This window comes from Streptomyces xanthophaeus (assembly GCF_000725805.1).
GTDB lineage: Bacteria > Actinomycetota > Actinomycetes > Streptomycetales > Streptomycetaceae > Streptomyces > Streptomyces xanthophaeus.
Genome location: NZ_JOFT01000024.1, coordinates 46,286 through 61,681, shown reverse-complemented (window position 1 = coordinate 61,681; position 15,396 = coordinate 46,286). Strand labels below are relative to the sequence as shown.

General features: G+C 71.3%; 14 protein-coding genes. 12 read left to right on the top strand and 2 right to left on the bottom strand.

Annotation, left to right across the window (positions count from 1 at the left end; all coding sequences use genetic code 11):
• Positions 1-27 precede the first annotated feature (27 nt).
• Together thrS and IO30_RS0116290 are read left to right on the top strand one after the other, a co-directional pair.
• The gene (thrS, locus tag IO30_RS0116295) at positions 28-2,004 is read left to right on the top strand and encodes a threonine--tRNA ligase (RefSeq protein WP_031143634.1); all 1,977 of its coding nucleotides are present in this window, start codon (positions 28-30) and stop codon (positions 2,002-2,004) included.
• A gap of 85 nt (positions 2,005-2,089) precedes the next feature.
• A complete protein-coding gene (locus IO30_RS0116290; RefSeq protein ID WP_031143632.1) occupies positions 2,090-2,650 on the top strand; it encodes an HIT family protein in 561 nt (186 codons plus the stop codon).
• A gap of 27 nt (positions 2,651-2,677) precedes the next feature.
• Here IO30_RS0116290 and IO30_RS0116285 read toward each other — a convergent pair whose 3' ends face one another.
• Both IO30_RS0116285 and IO30_RS0116280 read right to left on the bottom strand, forming a co-directional pair.
• Positions 2,678-4,345, bottom strand: a complete 1,668-nt coding sequence (locus IO30_RS0116285) for a hypothetical protein (protein ID WP_031143630.1) — start codon at positions 4,343-4,345, stop codon at positions 2,678-2,680.
• Positions 4,346-4,486: 141 nt separating this feature from the next.
• On the bottom strand, positions 4,487-6,691 hold the full coding sequence (locus IO30_RS0116280) for an elongation factor G-like protein EF-G2 (protein ID WP_031143628.1): 2,205 nt from the start codon (positions 6,689-6,691) through the stop codon (positions 4,487-4,489).
• 270 nt (positions 6,692-6,961) lie between these two features.
• Between IO30_RS0116280 and pgsA the strand changes: the two genes are divergently transcribed.
• The 10 genes from pgsA (at position 6,962) to ruvB (ending at position 15,241) form a co-directional block, all read left to right on the top strand.
• Positions 6,962-7,621 carry a phosphatidylinositol phosphate synthase gene (gene pgsA / locus IO30_RS0116275; RefSeq protein WP_031143626.1) on the top strand — a complete coding sequence of 220 codons (660 nt, stop codon included), beginning with the start codon at positions 6,962-6,964 and terminating at the stop codon, positions 7,619-7,621.
• Entirely contained in the window at positions 7,621-8,532 is a 912-nt protein-coding gene (locus tag IO30_RS0116270; protein ID WP_031143624.1) for a phosphatidylinositol mannoside acyltransferase, read from the top strand. Before pgsA ends, IO30_RS0116270 begins: the two co-directional genes overlap by 1 nt.
• Complete coding sequence (locus IO30_RS0116265; RefSeq protein ID WP_031143622.1) at positions 8,532-9,695, top strand: glycosyltransferase family 4 protein; 1,164 nt, start codon at positions 8,532-8,534, stop codon at positions 9,693-9,695. Before IO30_RS0116270 ends, IO30_RS0116265 begins: the two co-directional genes overlap by 1 nt.
• A 111-nt stretch (positions 9,696-9,806) precedes the next feature.
• Positions 9,807-10,349, top strand: a complete 543-nt coding sequence (locus IO30_RS0116260; protein ID WP_031143620.1) for a LemA family protein — start codon at positions 9,807-9,809, stop codon at positions 10,347-10,349.
• 126 nt (positions 10,350-10,475) lie between these two features.
• Positions 10,476-11,393 (top strand): pyridoxal 5'-phosphate synthase lyase subunit PdxS, encoded by a 918-nt coding sequence (pdxS, locus tag IO30_RS0116255; protein ID WP_030706266.1) that lies wholly within the window; start codon positions 10,476-10,478, stop codon positions 11,391-11,393.
• 7 nt (positions 11,394-11,400) lie between these two features.
• On the top strand, positions 11,401-11,991 hold the full coding sequence (gene pdxT / locus IO30_RS0116250) for a pyridoxal 5'-phosphate synthase glutaminase subunit PdxT (protein ID WP_031143616.1): 591 nt from the start codon (positions 11,401-11,403) through the stop codon (positions 11,989-11,991).
• A gap of 57 nt (positions 11,992-12,048) precedes the next feature.
• Positions 12,049-12,801 (top strand): YebC/PmpR family DNA-binding transcriptional regulator, encoded by a 753-nt coding sequence (locus IO30_RS0116245; RefSeq protein WP_031143614.1) that lies wholly within the window; start codon positions 12,049-12,051, stop codon positions 12,799-12,801.
• 130 nt (positions 12,802-12,931) lie between these two features.
• A complete protein-coding gene (gene ruvC / locus IO30_RS0116240) occupies positions 12,932-13,462 on the top strand; it encodes a crossover junction endodeoxyribonuclease RuvC (protein ID WP_031143612.1) in 531 nt (176 codons plus the stop codon).
• The gene (gene ruvA, locus IO30_RS0116235; protein WP_031143610.1) at positions 13,459-14,091 is read left to right on the top strand and encodes a Holliday junction branch migration protein RuvA; all 633 of its coding nucleotides are present in this window, start codon (positions 13,459-13,461) and stop codon (positions 14,089-14,091) included. Before ruvC ends, ruvA begins: the two co-directional genes overlap by 4 nt.
• 76 nt (positions 14,092-14,167) lie before the next feature.
• Entirely contained in the window at positions 14,168-15,241 is a 1,074-nt protein-coding gene (gene ruvB, locus IO30_RS0116230) for a Holliday junction branch migration DNA helicase RuvB (RefSeq protein ID WP_031143608.1), read from the top strand.
• The last annotated feature ends 155 nt before the right edge of the window (positions 15,242-15,396 follow it).

Sequence of the window (15,396 nt, the reverse complement as noted above, 5' to 3'; positions counted from 1 at the left end):
GCGCACCCCCTGAGTCAGGAGAGACCGGTGTCAGACGTCCGTGTGATCATCCAACGCGATTCCGAGCGGGACGAGCGCGTGGTGGCCACGGGCACTACGGCAGCCGAGCTCTTCGCCGGCGAGCGCACCGTCGTCGCCGCGCGCATCGCGGGTGAGCTGAAGGACCTCGCGTACGAGGTGAAGGACGGCGAGACCGTCGAGCCGGTGGAGATCTCCTCCGAGGACGGCCTGAACATCCTGCGCCACTCGACCGCGCACGTCATGGCGCAGGCCGTGCAGGAGCTCTTCCCCGAGGCCAAGCTGGGCATCGGCCCGCCGGTCCGGGACGGCTTCTACTACGACTTCGACGTCGCCAAGCCCTTCACTCCCGAGGACCTCAAGGTCATCGAGAAGAAGATGCAGGAGATCCAGAAGCGCGGGCAGAAGTTCGCCCGCCGCGTGGTCACCGACGAGGCGGCCCGCGAGGAGCTCGCGGACGAGCCGTACAAGCTGGAGCTCATCGGCATCAAGGGTTCCGCGTCCACCGACGACGGCGCGGACGTCGAGGTGGGCGGCGGCGAGCTGACCATCTACGACAACCTCGACGCGAAGACCGGCGACCTGTGCTGGAAGGATCTCTGCCGCGGTCCCCACCTGCCCACCACCCGCAACATCCCGGCCTTCAAGCTGATGCGCAACGCGGCCGCCTACTGGCGCGGCAGCGAGAAGAACCCGATGCTCCAGCGCATCTACGGCACCGCCTGGCCCTCGAAGGAGGAGCTCAAGGCCCACCTCGACTTCCTCGCCGAGGCCGAGAAGCGCGACCACCGCAAGCTCGGCAACGAGCTGGACCTCTTCTCCATCCCGGACGAGATCGGCTCCGGCCTCGCCGTCTTCCACCCCCGCGGCGGCATCATCCGCCGGGTGATGGAGGACTACTCGCGCCGCCGGCACGAGGAGGAGGGCTACGAGTTCGTCTACTCCCCGCACGCCACCAAGGGCGCGCTCTTCGAGAAGAGCGGCCACCTGGACTGGTACGCGGAGGGCATGTACCCCCCCATGCAGCTCGACGGTGGTACCGACTACTACCTCAAGCCCATGAACTGTCCGATGCACAACCTGATCTTCGACGCGCGCGGCCGCTCCTACCGCGAGCTCCCGCTGCGCCTGTTCGAGTTCGGCACCGTGTACCGGTACGAGAAGTCGGGCGTCGTGCACGGCCTGACCCGCGCCCGGGGCTTCACCCAGGACGACGCGCACATCTACTGCACCCGCGAGCAGATGGCGGAGGAGCTCGACCGCACCCTCACCTTCGTCCTGAACCTGCTCCGCGACTACGGTCTGACCGACTTCTACCTGGAGCTGTCGACCAAGGACCCGGAGAAGTTCGTCGGCTCGGACGAGGTCTGGGAGGAGGCGACCGCCGTCCTCCAGCAGGTCGCCGAGAAGCAGGGCCTCCCGCTCACCCCCGACCCGGGCGGCGCGGCCTTCTACGGTCCGAAGATCTCCGTGCAGGCGCGCGACGCCATCGGCCGCACCTGGCAGATGTCGACCGTCCAGCTGGACTTCAACCTGCCGGAGCGCTTCAACCTCGAATACACCTCGCCGGACGGCTCCCGCCAGCGCCCGGTCATGATCCACCGAGCGCTGTTCGGTTCGATCGAGCGGTTCTTCGCGGTGCTGCTGGAGCACTACGCGGGCGCCATGCCGCCGTGGCTGGCCCCGGTCCAGGCCGTCGGCATCCCGATCGGCGACGGGCACGTGGAGTACCTCCAGGCGTTCGCCGCCGAGGCGAAGAAGAAGGGCCTGCGGGTCGAGGTGGACGCCTCCTCCGACCGCATGCAGAAGAAGATCCGCAACCACCAGAAGCTCAAGGTCCCGTTCATGATCATCGTCGGCGACGAGGACATGGCCGCGGGCACCGTCTCCTTCCGCTACCGCGACGGTTCGCAGGAGAACGGCATCGCCCGTGACGAGGCGCTGGCGAAGCTGGCCAAGGTCGTCGAGGACCGCGTCCAGGTCTGACCCGGATGAGCGTGTGACCGTACGGAAGGCCCCCGGAGATCGATCACTTTCCGGGGGCCTTCCTCGTACACGCAGGCGAGGTCATATGCTGCATGCCATGACGATTCAGCCGGAGCAGCAGATCGGTGTGGGCACGCAGGACGCGTTCCAGCGTCTGTGGACGCCCCACCGGATGGCGTACATCCAGGGGGAGAACAAGCCGACCGGCCCGGAGGCCGGGGACGGCTGTCCCTTCTGCGGGATTCCGGAGATGTCGGACGAGGACGGCCTGGTGGTGGCGCGGGGCAAGCACGTCTACGCCGTGCTGAACCTCTACCCGTACAACGGCGGGCACCTGATGGTCGTCCCGTACCGGCACGTCGCCGACTACACCGAGCTCGACGCCCCCGAGACGGCCGAGCTCGCGGACCTCACCAAGCGGGCCATGGTCGCGCTGCGCAAGGCGTCCGGGGCGCACGGTTTCAACATCGGCATGAACCAGGGCGCGGCCGCCGGGGCCGGCATCGCCGCGCACCTGCACCAGCACATCGTGCCGCGCTGGGGCGGGGACACGAACTTCATGCCGGTCGTCGGCCACACCAAGGTGCTGCCCCAACTGCTCGCGGACACGCGGCAGATGCTCGCGGACGCCTGGCCGACCGGCTGACGGACCGGTCGGCGGGCGGGGCGGACCCTACGCGTCGTACATGTCCGCCTTGCGCGGTGCGGGCTCCTGGATGAGGCCGCTCATGATCGAGGACCGGTTGGTGAAGCGGTCGGTGTCCACGCCGTTCTCCTCCAGGACCTTGAAGGTGGCGGCGTGCACCGACCTCAGGACCGGGGCCACGGTGCGCAGGGCGTCGTCGGCCATGAACCGGTGGCGCCACATCGAGCCCGCCCACACGTGGCGCAGGCCGAAGGGCTCGGGCAGGACCAGCTTGCCGCCGAGGAAGTCGAGGACCGGCGGGTACCAGGTCAGCGGGGCCCGCACGGCGAGGCGCACCACCTCCGCGGTGTCCACCAGCGGCAGCGGGCGCTCCACGGTCTCCCAGAAGCGGATGCTCTTGGGGACCTCGACCACCGGGGCCTTGGACTTCGTCGTGAACAGACCGTGTACGGGGCCCAGGGCGTGCGCGGTCACGTCCACGCGCAGCGTCTTGTAGAGCACGGTGACGGTCACCAGCATGGTGATGACGAGCTGGCCGTCCCAGAGCGGGTACTGGATGCCGAGGTAGTGCCGGTTGCCCGCGCTGAACTGCTGCTCGTTGCAGATCCGGGTGATCTCGTGCGGCTTGATGAGGAAGGTGTCGGTGTTCTCGCCGGTGGGGCGGGCCACCTCTGCGGCGCCCTCGCCGACCGGGGTGACGATCCAGTGCTGGATGGCGGCGGGCGGGAAGCCGCCGGTGTGCAGGGGGCCGCGTTCCAGCTTGCGCAGCTGGGCGTCGATCGCGCGTATGACGTCCCAGCTGCGGAACGGGTGGATCTCCATGCCCTCGTCCTTGGGGGCGAGTTCCTCGGCCATCTGCCAGCTGCCCCAGCGGGTGCCCATGCCGAGGATGCCCTTGGGGCCGGCGTAGAAGACGTGGTTGCTGTGGTCCTCCGCGGTCAGCTTGGCCAGCTGGTGGCGCAGGTCCTCGCGGGCCTTCTCGTCGGGGTTGCCGGGCACCGCGTCCGGGATCTTGGCGCCGATGCCGCTCCCGTCCAGCAGCCCGTCCCAGCGTGAACGCAGGTCGGCGGCGGTGGACTCGCACAGACGGCGGGCGAGGAGCCAGCCGAGGGCCGGGGCGATGATCATGGCGCGCAGGTAGAGGCCGAAGAAGCCGGTGAACGGCAGCCGGAACATCAGGACGGCCACCAGGATGCCGACGCCGACCAGCAGCGCGGTGCCGATCCAGGACGCGTGCTTGCCGTCGCCGGAGGACAGGGACTTGCGGAGCTGGAACAGGCCCAGCCACAGCAGCAGCCCCGGCAGGAACAGCACCCCGCACACCAGCATGATCAGGCGGAGCTTCTGGTCGCGTTCCTTGCGGATGCGGGAGGCGGCCAGACAGTGCTCCACGACGGTCTGCGGGTCGGCGCCGAAGGACTGGATGAGCGGTTTGCGGCCCCCGCCGAGGGTGCGGGCCTCCACGGCCCGGCAGAAGGCCTCGCCGAGGCTGGGCTCGAAGAGGGAGATCTTGGGCGGCTTCACCGTCGCCGGGTGGTTCTCGCTGTTGGCCTTGAGTATGGACTCCAGAGTGGTGTCCTCCGCGCCGTCCCGGTACGCGGCGGAGGCCAGTGCGTTGGTCGCCGCCGTCTGTCCGCCGCCGCCCTGGAGCGGAATCTGTGCCCCGGGCCTGAAGTCGAATCCGTCGTCCGCCACCGCTGCCCCCATCGCTGTGCGTTCCCGCTCTTTTGGTGCGCCGACGAGCCTATCGGCGCATCCCGCCCCATGGTCATGGGACAGGGAAATGCCGCCCACCGCAAGCTGGTTGGGTGGGCGGCCTCCGTGGTGCTATGTCAACTAGCTTCCCTTCTCGGCCTGTTCGCGCATCTTTTCCGCGATCTGCGGGGGCATCGGTTCGTGGCGGGCGTAGGACCGGGCGAAGCGTCCGGTGCCGTGCGAGACGGAGCGCAGCTCGATGGCGTAGCGGCCCAGCTCGATCTCGGGGATCTCGGCGCGGACCCGGGTCCGCCCGGCTCCGGCCTGCTCGGTGCCCACGACCCGGCCCCGGCGTCCCGCGAGGTCGCTCATGACGGGGCCCACGTACTCGTCGGGCACCAGGACGGCGAGCTCGGCGACCGGCTCCAGCAGGTGCACGCCGGCCTCGGCGGCGGCTTCGCGCAGGGCGAGGGCCCCGGCCGTCTGGAAGGCGGCGTCGGAGGAGTCCACCGAATGCGCCTTGCCGTCGAGCAGGGTGATGCGCACGTCCACCAGGGGGTAGCCCGCCGACACCCCGCGGGCGGCCTGGCCGCGCACGCCCTTCTCGACGGAGGGGATGAACTGCCGGGGCACCGCTCCGCCGACGACCTTGTCGACGAATTCGATGCCGCTGCCGGGCGGCAGCGGCTCGACCTCGATCTCGCAGATCGCGAACTGGCCGTGCCCGCCGGACTGTTTGACGTGGCGGCCGCGCCCGGCGGCCTTGGCGCCGAAGGTCTCGCGCAGGCTCACCTTGTGCGCCACGGGGTCCACCTGCACCCCGTAGCGGGTGCGCAGCCGTTCCAGGGCGAGGTCCTGGTGGGCCTCGCCCAGGCACCACAGGACGAGCTGGTGGGTGTGCGGGTTCTGCTCCAGCCGCATGGTGGGGTCCTCGGCGACCAGCCGGGCCAGGCCCTGGGAGAGCTTGTCCTCGTCGGCCTTGCTGTGGGCCTCGATGGCGAGGGGGAGCAACGGGTCGGGCATGGTCCAGGGCTCCATCAGGAGCGGGTCGTCCTTGGCGGAGAGGGTGTCGCCCGTCTCGGCGCGGGTGAGTTTGGCCACGCAGGCGAGATCGCCGGCGATGCACCGGGTGAGGGGGCGCTGCTGCTTGCCGAAGGGGGAGCTGAGGGCTCCGATGCGTTCCTCCACGTCGTGGTCCTCGTGGCCGCGGTCGGCGAGGCCGTGACCGGAGACGTGGACCGTCTCGTCGGGCCGCAGGGTGCCGGAGAAGACGCGGACCAGGGAGACGCGGCCGACGTACGCGTCGGAGGAGGTCTTGACGACCTCGGCGAGGAGCGGGCCGTCGGGGTCGCAGGTGACCTCGGGGCGGGCGGCGCCGTCGGGCGTGGTGACGGCGACGGGGGCGCGTTCCAGCGGGGTGGGGAAGCCGCCGGTGACGAGTTCGAGGAGTTCCACGGTGCCCAGGCCCTGCCGGGCGCCGTCGGCGGCGGGGGCGGCCATCAGCACCGGGTGGAAGGTGCCGCGGGCGACGGCCCGCTCCAGGTCGTCGACGAGGGTCTTGAGGTCGACGTCCTCGCCGCCGAGGTAGCGGTCCATGAGCCCCTCGTCCTCGCTCTCGGCGATGATCCCCTCGATCAGGCGGGACCGGGCGCCGGTGATCAGGGCGAGCTCCGCGGGGTCCGGATCGCGTTCGGTGCGTTCCCCGGAGGAGTAGTCGTAGACGCGCTGGGAGAGCAGGCCCAGCAGCCCGGTGACGGGGGAGTGGCCGTCGGCGGCGGCCGGTCCGTACAGGGGGAGGTAGAGCGGGAGGACGGCGTCCGGGTCGTCCGCGCCGAAGGTCTCGCCGCAGACGGTGGCCATCTGGGTGTAGTCGGCGCGGGCCGCCTCCAGATGGGTGACGACGATGGCCCGGGGCATGCCGACGGCCTCGCACTCGTCCCAGACCATGCGGGTGGCCCCCGAGAGGCCTTCGGACCCGTCCGCGGCCGAGACGACGAAGAGGGCCGCGTCCGCTGCGCGCAGACCGGCCCTGAGTTCCCCGACGAAATCGGCGTATCCGGGGGTGTCCAATACGTTGATCTTGATCCCGCCCCATTCGACGGGGACGAGGGAGAGCTGGACGGAGCGCTGACGGCGGTGCTCGATCTCGTCGTAGTCGGAGACGGTGGCGCCGTCCTCGACCCGGCCCGCCCGGTTGACCGCGCCCGCGGTCAAGGCGAGGGCTTCGACCAGCGTGGTCTTGCCTGAACCGCTGTGGCCGACCAGCACGACGTTGCGTACGGACGAAGGCCGGTCGGCCGTCAGTGCCCTGCCGGCGGCTCCGGATTGGTGTGATGTGGCTCCCATGGTGCTCGTGCCTCCCGGTGGTGACGGTGAGGAGGGTGGGTCCTGCGCGGAGAAAACGCGGTTCTTCGAGCTTTGCACTGCTGTCACACCGCGTCCATACGTCGTACCGGTGGCGTACGGGGAGGGGCCCGGGGGCGGTCCACGGCCGGAAGAACGCCTCACGGAGGGCGAACCGGTGGGTGCGCGGCGTCCGGGGGGCGGTGTGCTGGCTACGATGGGCCAGCCGGTGGCCGTGGTGGCCGTGCGGCCCAGCGACCCTCCGGGAAGGCCATGCTGAACAAGTACGCGCGTGCATTCTTCACGCGTGTTCTCACGCCATTCGCCGCTTTTCTGCTCCGGCGGGGGGTGAGCCCGGACGCGGTCACCCTGATCGGCACGGCCGGAGTGGTGGCGGGAGCGCTGTTCTTCTTCCCCAGGGGCGAGTTCTTCTGGGGCACGATCACCATCACCCTCTTCGTCTTCTCCGACCTGGTGGACGGGAACATGGCCCGCCAGGCCGGCATCTCCAGCCGCTGGGGCGCCTTCCTCGACTCCACCCTCGACCGGGTGGCCGACGCGGCGATCTTCGGCGGACTCGCGCTCTGGTACGCGGGCTCCGGCAACGACAACGCGCTCTGCGCCGTGGCGATCTTCTGCCTGGCCAGTGGCCAGGTGGTCTCGTACACGAAGGCCCGCGGGGAGTCGATCGGACTGCCGGTGGCCGTCAACGGGCTCATCGAGCGCGCCGAGCGCCTGGTGATCTCACTGGTCGCGGCCGGCCTGTCCGGGCTGCAGACCTTCGGGGTGCCGTCCTGGATCGGCGTGCTCCTGCCGGTCGCCCTGTGGATCGTCGCGGTCGGCTCGCTGGTCACCCTGATCCAGCGGGTGGTCACCGTACGCCGCGAGTCGGCCGAGGCCGATGCGGCCGCGGGCGAAGGCGGCGCCGCCTGATGGGCAAGGCACAGGACAAGCTGGTCGACGGGCTGTACGGCCTCGGCTGGGCCGGGGTCAAGAAGCTCCCCGAGCCGGCCGCGGTCGCCCTCGGCCGCAGGATCGCGGACTACGCCTGGAAGCGGCGCGGCAAGAGCGTGCTGCGCCTGGAGTCCAACCTGGCCCGCGTGGTGCCGGACGCCGGGCCGGAGCGGCTGCGCGAGCTGTCGCAGGCGGGCATGCGCTCGTACATGCGGTACTGGATGGAATCCTTCCGGCTGCCGACCATGGACCCGCAGCGGTTCGGCACGGACGTCGAGATGAAGGACGACCACATCCTCCGCGAGGCCCTCGCCTCCGGACGCGGGGTCGTCGTGGCCCTGCCCCACCTGGCCAACTGGGACCTCGCCGGAGCCTGGGCCATCGGCCACATCGGCGTCCCCTTCACCACGGTCGCCGAACGGCTCAAGCCCGAGAGCCTCTACGACCGCTTCGTGGCCTACCGCGAGAGCCTGGGCATGGAGGTCCTGCCCCACAGCGGGGGCGCCGCCTTCGGCACCCTCGCCCGCAGGCTCCGCTCCGGCGGGCTGGTCTGCCTGGTCGCGGACCGGGACCTGTCGGCCTCCGGGGTCGAGGTGGACTTCTTCGGGGCCGCGGCCCGGATGCCGGCCGGGCCGGCGCTGCTGGCGCAGCAGACGGGTGCGGTGCTGCTCCCGGCGACGCTCTACTACGGGGACTCGCCGAAGATGTACGGCCGGATCCACCCCGAGGTGGAAGTGCCGAAGACGGGTACGCGGACCGAGAAGACCACCGTCATGACCCAGGCCCTGGCCGACGCCTTCGCCTGGGGCATCGCCGAGCACCCGCAGGACTGGCACATGCTGCAGCGGCTGTGGCTGGACGATCTGACCGACCAGGGGGAGCGCCCGTAGTGAAGATCGGCATCGTGTGCCCGTATTCGTGGGACGTGCCGGGCGGCGTCCAGTTCCACATCCGGGACCTGGCGGAGCACCTGATCCGCCTCGGCCACGAGGTGTCGGTCCTGGCCCCGGCGGACGACGAGACCCCGCTGCCGCCGTACGTGGTCTCGGCGGGGCGGGCGGTGCCGGTGCCGTACAACGGCTCGGTGGCCCGGCTGAACTTCGGCTTCCTCTCCGCGGCCCGGGTCCGGCGCTGGCTCCACGACGGCACCTTCGACGTGATCCACATCCACGAGCCCGCCTCGCCCTCGCTGGGGCTGCTGTCCTGCTGGGCCGCGCAGGGGCCGATCGTGGCCACCTTCCACACCTCGAACCCGCGCTCCCGGGCGATGATCGCCGCGTACCCGATCCTCCAGCCGGCGCTGGAGAAGATCAGCGCGCGCATCGCGGTCAGCGAGTACGCGCGGCGCACGCTGGTGGAGCACCTCGGCGGGGACGCGGTGGTGATCCCGAACGGCGTGGACGTCGGCTTCTTCGCCTCGGCCGAGCCCAAGGCGGAGTGGGGCGGCCAGACCCTCGGCTTCATCGGCCGCATCGACGAGCCCCGCAAGGGCCTGCCGGTGCTGATGGCGGCCTTCCCGAAGATCGTGGAGGCCTGCCCGGACGTACGGCTGCTGGTCGCCGGCCGGGGCGACGAGGAGGAGGCGGTGGCCTCCCTCCCGGCGGAGCTCCGCTCGCGCGTCGAGTTCCTCGGCATGGTCTCGGACGAGGACAAGGCGCGGCTGCTGCGCAGCGTGGACGTGTACGTCGCCCCGAACACGGGCGGCGAGAGCTTCGGCATCATCCTCGTCGAGGCCCTCTCGGCGGGCGCCGCGGTGCTCGCCTCGGACCTGGACGCCTTCGCGCAGGTGCTGGACCAGGGCGGCGCGGGCGACCTCTTCGCGAACGAGGACTCCGACGACCTGGCACGGGCCGCGATCGCCCTCCTGCGGGACCCGGACCGGCGCGCCGAGCTCAGCGCACGCGGCTCGGCGCACGTGCGCCGCTTCGACTGGTCGACCGTCGGGGCGGACATCCTGGCGGTCTACGAGACGGTGACGGACGGCGCCGCCGCGGTGGCCACCGACGAACGCGTCCCCCTGCGCACCCGCCTCGGCTTCTCGCGGGACGCCTAGCCCGAGGCCTCGGCTCAGGCCCGGGCCCGGCAGAGCGGCCGCCGCCGCTGAGGCTCCCGCGGCCAGGGCCGATGGGGATGCGGCGGGCGCGGAGCGGTAGGGTCGCGCAGCGTGATCGAAACCCTTGTCTGGATCGCCCTGGCCCTCGGAGTCGTCGGGGTCTACCTCAGCTGGACCGCCGGGCGGCTCGACCGGCTGCATTCGCGCATGGACGCGGCTCGAGCCGCACTCGACGCGCAGCTCGTACGGCGGGCCTCCGTGGTGCTGGAGGTCGCCACCTCCGGGGTGCTCGACCCCGCCTCCTCCCTGGTGCTGTACGAGGCCGCGCACGCCGCGCGCCAGGCCGAGGAGGAGCAGCGGGAGGTCGCCGAGAGCGAGCTCAGCCAGGCGTTGCGGGCGGTGTTCGCCGACGCCGACCAGGTCGAGGTGCTCAAGGCGGCCCCCGGCGGGGCGGAAGCCACCGAGGAGCTGGCCGCGGCGGTCCGCCGGGTACCCATGGCGCGGCGCTTCCACAACGACTCCGTACGGGCCGCCAGGGCCCTGCGCAGGCACCGCAAGGTGCGCTGGTTCCGGCTGGCCGGGCACGCTCCCTTCCCGTTGGCCTTCGAGATGGACGACGAGCCTCCGGCGGACCTCGCGGAACGCCCGGTCTAGGGGGCGGTCCAGTGCCGCAGGGGACAAGTGAAGAGGCCACCGGCTCCACATTGGCCCTTGCTGTGGACTGGTCGGTGGGGTTTCCTCGGCGAGTAGAACCCGTCTTCCTTTCGAGTGAGGTCATCCGTGAGCACGCTTCCCACCTCCCCCCAGTCCGCTGAGTCGGCCATCGGCACCTCGCGCGTCAAGCGCGGCATGGCCGAGCAGCTCAAGGGCGGCGTGATCATGGACGTGGTCAACGCCGAGCAGGCGAAGATCGCCGAGGACGCAGGCGCCGTGGCCGTCATGGCCCTGGAGCGGGTTCCGGCCGACATCCGCAAGGACGGCGGGGTCGCCCGCATGTCGGACCCGAACATGATCGAAGAGATCATCGAGGCCGTCTCGATCCCGGTCATGGCCAAGTCCCGCATCGGCCACTTCGTCGAGGCGCAGGTCCTGCAGTCCCTCGGCGTCGACTACATCGACGAGTCCGAGGTCCTGACCCCGGCCGACGAGGTCAACCACTCCGACAAGTGGGCGTTCACCACCCCCTTCGTCTGTGGCGCCACCAACCTGGGCGAGGCCCTGCGCCGCATCGCCGAGGGCGCGGCCATGATCCGCTCCAAGGGCGAGGCCGGCACCGGCAACGTCGTCGAGGCCGTCCGCCACCTGCGCCAGATCAAGAACGAGATCGCCCGCCTGCGCGGCTACGACAACAACGAGCTGTTCGCCGCCGCCAAGGAGCTGCGCGCCCCGTACGAGCTCGTCAAGGAAGTTGCCGAGCTCGGCAAGCTCCCGGTCGTGCTGTTCTCCGCCGGTGGCGTCGCCACCCCCGCCGACGCCGCGCTGATGCGCCAGCTCGGCGCCGAGGGCGTCTTCGTCGGCTCCGGCATCTTCAAGTCCGGTGACCCGGCCAAGCGCGCCGCCGCCATCGTGAAGGCCACCACCTTCTACGACGACCCGAAGATCATCGCGGACGCCTCCCGCAACCTGGGCGAGGCCATGGTCGGCATCAACTGCGACACGCTGCCCGAGGCCGAGCGCTACGCCAACCGCGGCTGGTAGTCGGACCATGACCACCCCCGTGATCGGTGTCCTGGCCCTCCAGGGCGACGTACGGGAGCACCTGATCGCCCTGGCCGCGGCGGACGCCGTGGCCAGGCCGGTCCGGCGCCCCGAGGAGCTCGCCGAGGTCGACGCCCTGGTGATCCCCGGCGGCGAGTCGACGACCATGTCGAAGCTCGCCGTGCTGTTCGGCATGCTGGAGCCGCTGCGCGAGCGCCTGGCCTCCGGCCTGCCCGTGTACGGAACCTGCGCCGGCATGATCATGCTCGCCGACAAGCTCCTGGACGGCCGTGAGGACCAGGAGACGCTCGGCGGCATCGACATGATCGTCCGCCGCAACGCCTTCGGGCGCCAGAACGAGTCCTTCGAGGCGAAGGTCGACTTCGCGGGCATCGAGGGCGGCCCCGTCGAGGGCGTCTTCATCCGCGCCCCGTGGGTCGAGTCCGTCGGTGCGTCCGCCGAGGTGCTCGCCACGTACGACGGCCACACGGTCGCCGTGCGCCAGGGCAACGTCCTGGCGACCTCGTTCCACCCCGAGCTGACCGGCGACGTCCGGGTGCACGCGTACTTCGTCGACATGGTGCGCGCGGGGCTGTAACGGCGTCCCGGTAGGATCTGAGGCGAACACTGTTGGTGACGCGAAGGAGACAGGCAGATGTCCGGCCACTCTAAATGGGCTACGACGAAGCACAAGAAGGCCGTGGTTGACGCCAAGCGCGGCAAGCTCTTCGCGAAGCTGATCAAGAACATCGAGGTCGCGGCCCGTATGGGCGGCGCCGACATCGACGGCAACCCGACCCTCTTCGACGCCATCCAGAAGGCCAAGAAGAGCTCGGTCCCGAACAAGAACATCGACTCCGCGGTCAAGCGCGGCGGCGGCCTCGAGGCCGGCGGCGCCGACTACGAGACGATCATGTACGAAGGCTACGGCCCGAACGGCGTCGCGGTGCTCATCGAGTGCCTCACCGACAACCGCAACCGCGCCGCCTCCGACGTCCGCGTCGCCATGACCCGCAACGGCGGCTCCATGGCCGACCCGGGCTCGGTCTCGTACCTGTTCAACCGCAAGGGCGTCGTGCTCCTGCCCAAGGGCGAGCTCTCCGAGGACGACGTCCTGGAGACGGTCCTCGACGCGGGTGCCGAAGAGGTCAACGACCTCGGCGAGAGCTTCGAGATCATCAGCGAGGCCACCGACATGGTCGCGGTCCGCACCGCGCTCCAGCAGGCGGGCATCGACTACGACTCGGCCGACTCCAACTTCCTGCCGACCATGCAGGTCGAGCTGGACGAAGAGGGCGCCCGCAAGATCTTCAAGCTGATCGACGCGCTGGAGGACAGCGACGACGTGCAGAACGTCTTCGCCAACTTCGACGTCTCGGACGAGGTCATGGAGAAGGTCGACGCCTGACGCGCCGCGGCCGACGGCTGCCGCCTGCGACGGGCCGACAGGACACACCCTGTCGGCCCGTCGCTTTGTCAGTGGGGCCCGATAGCCTGCACGGACACGGACAGGTGATCGATGGACAGGGGGTGGCCCGGTGCGCGTGCTCGGCGTGGACCCGGGGCTGACGCGGTGCGGCGTCGGCGTCGTCGAGGGAGTCGCGGGCCGTCCCCTGACCATGATCGGCGTGGGAGTCGTACGGACCCCCGCGGACGCCGAGCTGGGTCACCGGCTCGTCGCCATCGAGCAGGGCATCGAGGAGTGGCTCGACACCTACCGGCCCGAAGTGGTCGCGGTGGAGCGGGTGTTCAGCCAGCACAACGTCAGCACCGTGATGGGCACCGCCCAGGCCAGCGCCGTCGCCATGCTGTGCGCCGCCCGGCGCGGCCTGCCCGTCGCCCTGCACACCCCCAGCGAGGTCAAGGCCGCCGTCACCGGCAGCGGCCGGGCCGACAAGGCGCAGATCGGGGCCATGGTGACCCGCCTGCTGCGGCTGGCCGAACCGCCCAAGCCCGCCGATGCCGCCGACGCCCTGGCCCTCGCCATCTGCCACATCTGGCGGGCCCCCGCCCAGAACCGCCTCCAGCAGGCGGTCGCCCTGCACGCCTCGAAAGGCCGTACCCGATGATCGCCTTCGTCAGCGGCGCGGTCGCCGCGCTCGCCCCCACCCTGGCCGTGATCGAGGTCGGGGGAGTGGGCATGGCCGTGCACTGCACGCCGAACACCATCTCCGGCCTGCGGATGGGCGAGCAGGCCCGGCTGGCCACCTCCCTGGTCGTCCGCGAGGACTCGCTGACCCTCTACGGCTTCGCCGACGACGACGAGCGCCAGGTCTTCGAACTGCTCCAGACCGCCAGCGGGGTCGGACCGCGCCTGGCCCAGGCCATGCTCGGGGTGCACAGCCCCGACGCCCTGCGCCTCGCCGTGTCCACCGGCGACGAGAAGGCCCTGACGGCCGTGCCGGGCATCGGGAAGAAGGGCGCCCAGAAGCTGCTGCTGGAGCTCAAGGACAAGCTGGGGGCCCCGCTGGGGGCGAGCGGCCTCGTCGGCGCGCAGCGGGCGGTCGCCACCGGCCCGGCCCCGTGGACCGAACAGCTCGCCGCGGCCCTGATCGGGCTCGGCTACGCCTCCCGCGAGGCGGACGAGGCGGTGGCGGCCGTCACCCCGCAGGCCGAGGCCGCCATCGCCGCGGGCGGCTCCGCCCCCGTGCCACAGCTCCTGAGGGCCGCCCTCCAGAGCCTGAACCGGGCCCGCTGACCGGCCGGGCGGAGCCCGGGAGACGGACCGGCCCGACGATGCACCCCGCACCACACCGAGAAGGCAGACTGACACCGTGAACTGGGACGACGAGACCACTGCCGAGGAAGAGGCGCGCATCGTCGCCGCCGCCGCAGACGGGGAGGACACCGCCGTCGAGGCGGCGCTGCGGCCCAAGGACCTCGGTGAGTTCGTCGGCCAGGAGAAGGTCCGCCAGCAGCTGGACCTCGTCCTCAAGGCGGCCCGCCAGCGCGGCGCCACCGCCGACCACGTCCTGCTCTCCGGCGCGCCCGGCCTCGGCAAGACCACGCTGTCGATGATCATCGCGGCGGAGATGGGCGCCCCCATCCGGATCACCTCCGGCCCCGCGATCCAGCACGCGGGCGACCTCGCCGCCATCCTCTCCTCCCTCCAGGAGGGCGAGGTCCTCTTCCTCGACGAGATCCACCGCATGTCCCGGCCCGCCGAGGAGATGCTCTACATGGCCATGGAGGACTTCCGGGTCGACGTGATCGTCGGCAAAGGTCCGGGGGCCACCGCGATCCCGCTGGAGCTCCCGCCGTTCACGCTGGTGGGGGCCACCACCAGGGCCGGACTGCTGCCCCCGCCGCTGCGCGACCGCTTCGGCTTCACCGGGCACATGGAGTTCTACGCCCCCGAGGAGCTGGAACGCGTCATCCACCGCTCCGCCCGCCTCCTCGACGTGCAGATCGACACCGCCGGGGCCGCCGAGATCGCCGGACGCTCCCGCGGCACCCCCCGCATCGCCAACCGGCTCCTGCGCCGGGTCCGGGACTACGCCCAGGTCAGGGCCGACGGGGTGATCAACCGCGAGGTGGCCGGTACCGCCCTCCAGGTGTACGAGGTGGACGGGCGCGGGCTGGACCGGCTCGACCGGGCGGTCCTGGAGGCCCTGCTCAAGCTGTTCGGCGGCGGGCCCGTCGGCCTGTCGACCCTCGCCGTGGCCGTCGGCGAGGAGCGGGAGACCGTCGAGGAGGTCGCGGAGCCCTTCCTGGTCCGCGAGGGCCTGCTCGCGCGGACGCCCCGGGGGCGGGTGGCGACGCCCGCCGCATGGGCCCACCTGGGCCTCGTACCGCCGCAGCACGGCGGGAGTGGATCAAGCCGACAACAGGGCTTGTTCGGGGCGTGACGGCGCGGAGGTTCGACCGGTCAGGAACTGCGGTGCCATGCTGGGCGTTGTTCCATCGGTGCGGACTCGCCTAGACTCCGCCGATGCCGACCCTTCGGGTCGGCGTGCCCACCCCCGTAGAAAAAGGCCGTCTCCCGTGCGGTCGTGCGAAGGAT

Coding starts and splice junctions, on each gene's coding strand:
- IO30_RS0116280 (WP_031143628.1), bottom strand. CDS start 6,691: ATGGGAGCCACATCACACCAATCCGGAGCCGCCGGCAGGGCACTGACG.
- IO30_RS0116290 (WP_031143632.1), top strand. CDS start 2,090: ATGCTGCATGCCATGACGATTCAGCCGGAGCAGCAGATCGGTGTGGGC.
- ruvA (WP_031143610.1), top strand. CDS start 13,459: ATGATCGCCTTCGTCAGCGGCGCGGTCGCCGCGCTCGCCCCCACCCTG.
- pdxT (WP_031143616.1), top strand. CDS start 11,401: ATGACCACCCCCGTGATCGGTGTCCTGGCCCTCCAGGGCGACGTACGG.
- pgsA (WP_031143626.1), top strand. CDS start 6,962: ATGCTGAACAAGTACGCGCGTGCATTCTTCACGCGTGTTCTCACGCCA.
- IO30_RS0116245 (WP_031143614.1), top strand. CDS start 12,049: ATGTCCGGCCACTCTAAATGGGCTACGACGAAGCACAAGAAGGCCGTG.
- IO30_RS0116270 (WP_031143624.1), top strand. CDS start 7,621: ATGGGCAAGGCACAGGACAAGCTGGTCGACGGGCTGTACGGCCTCGGC.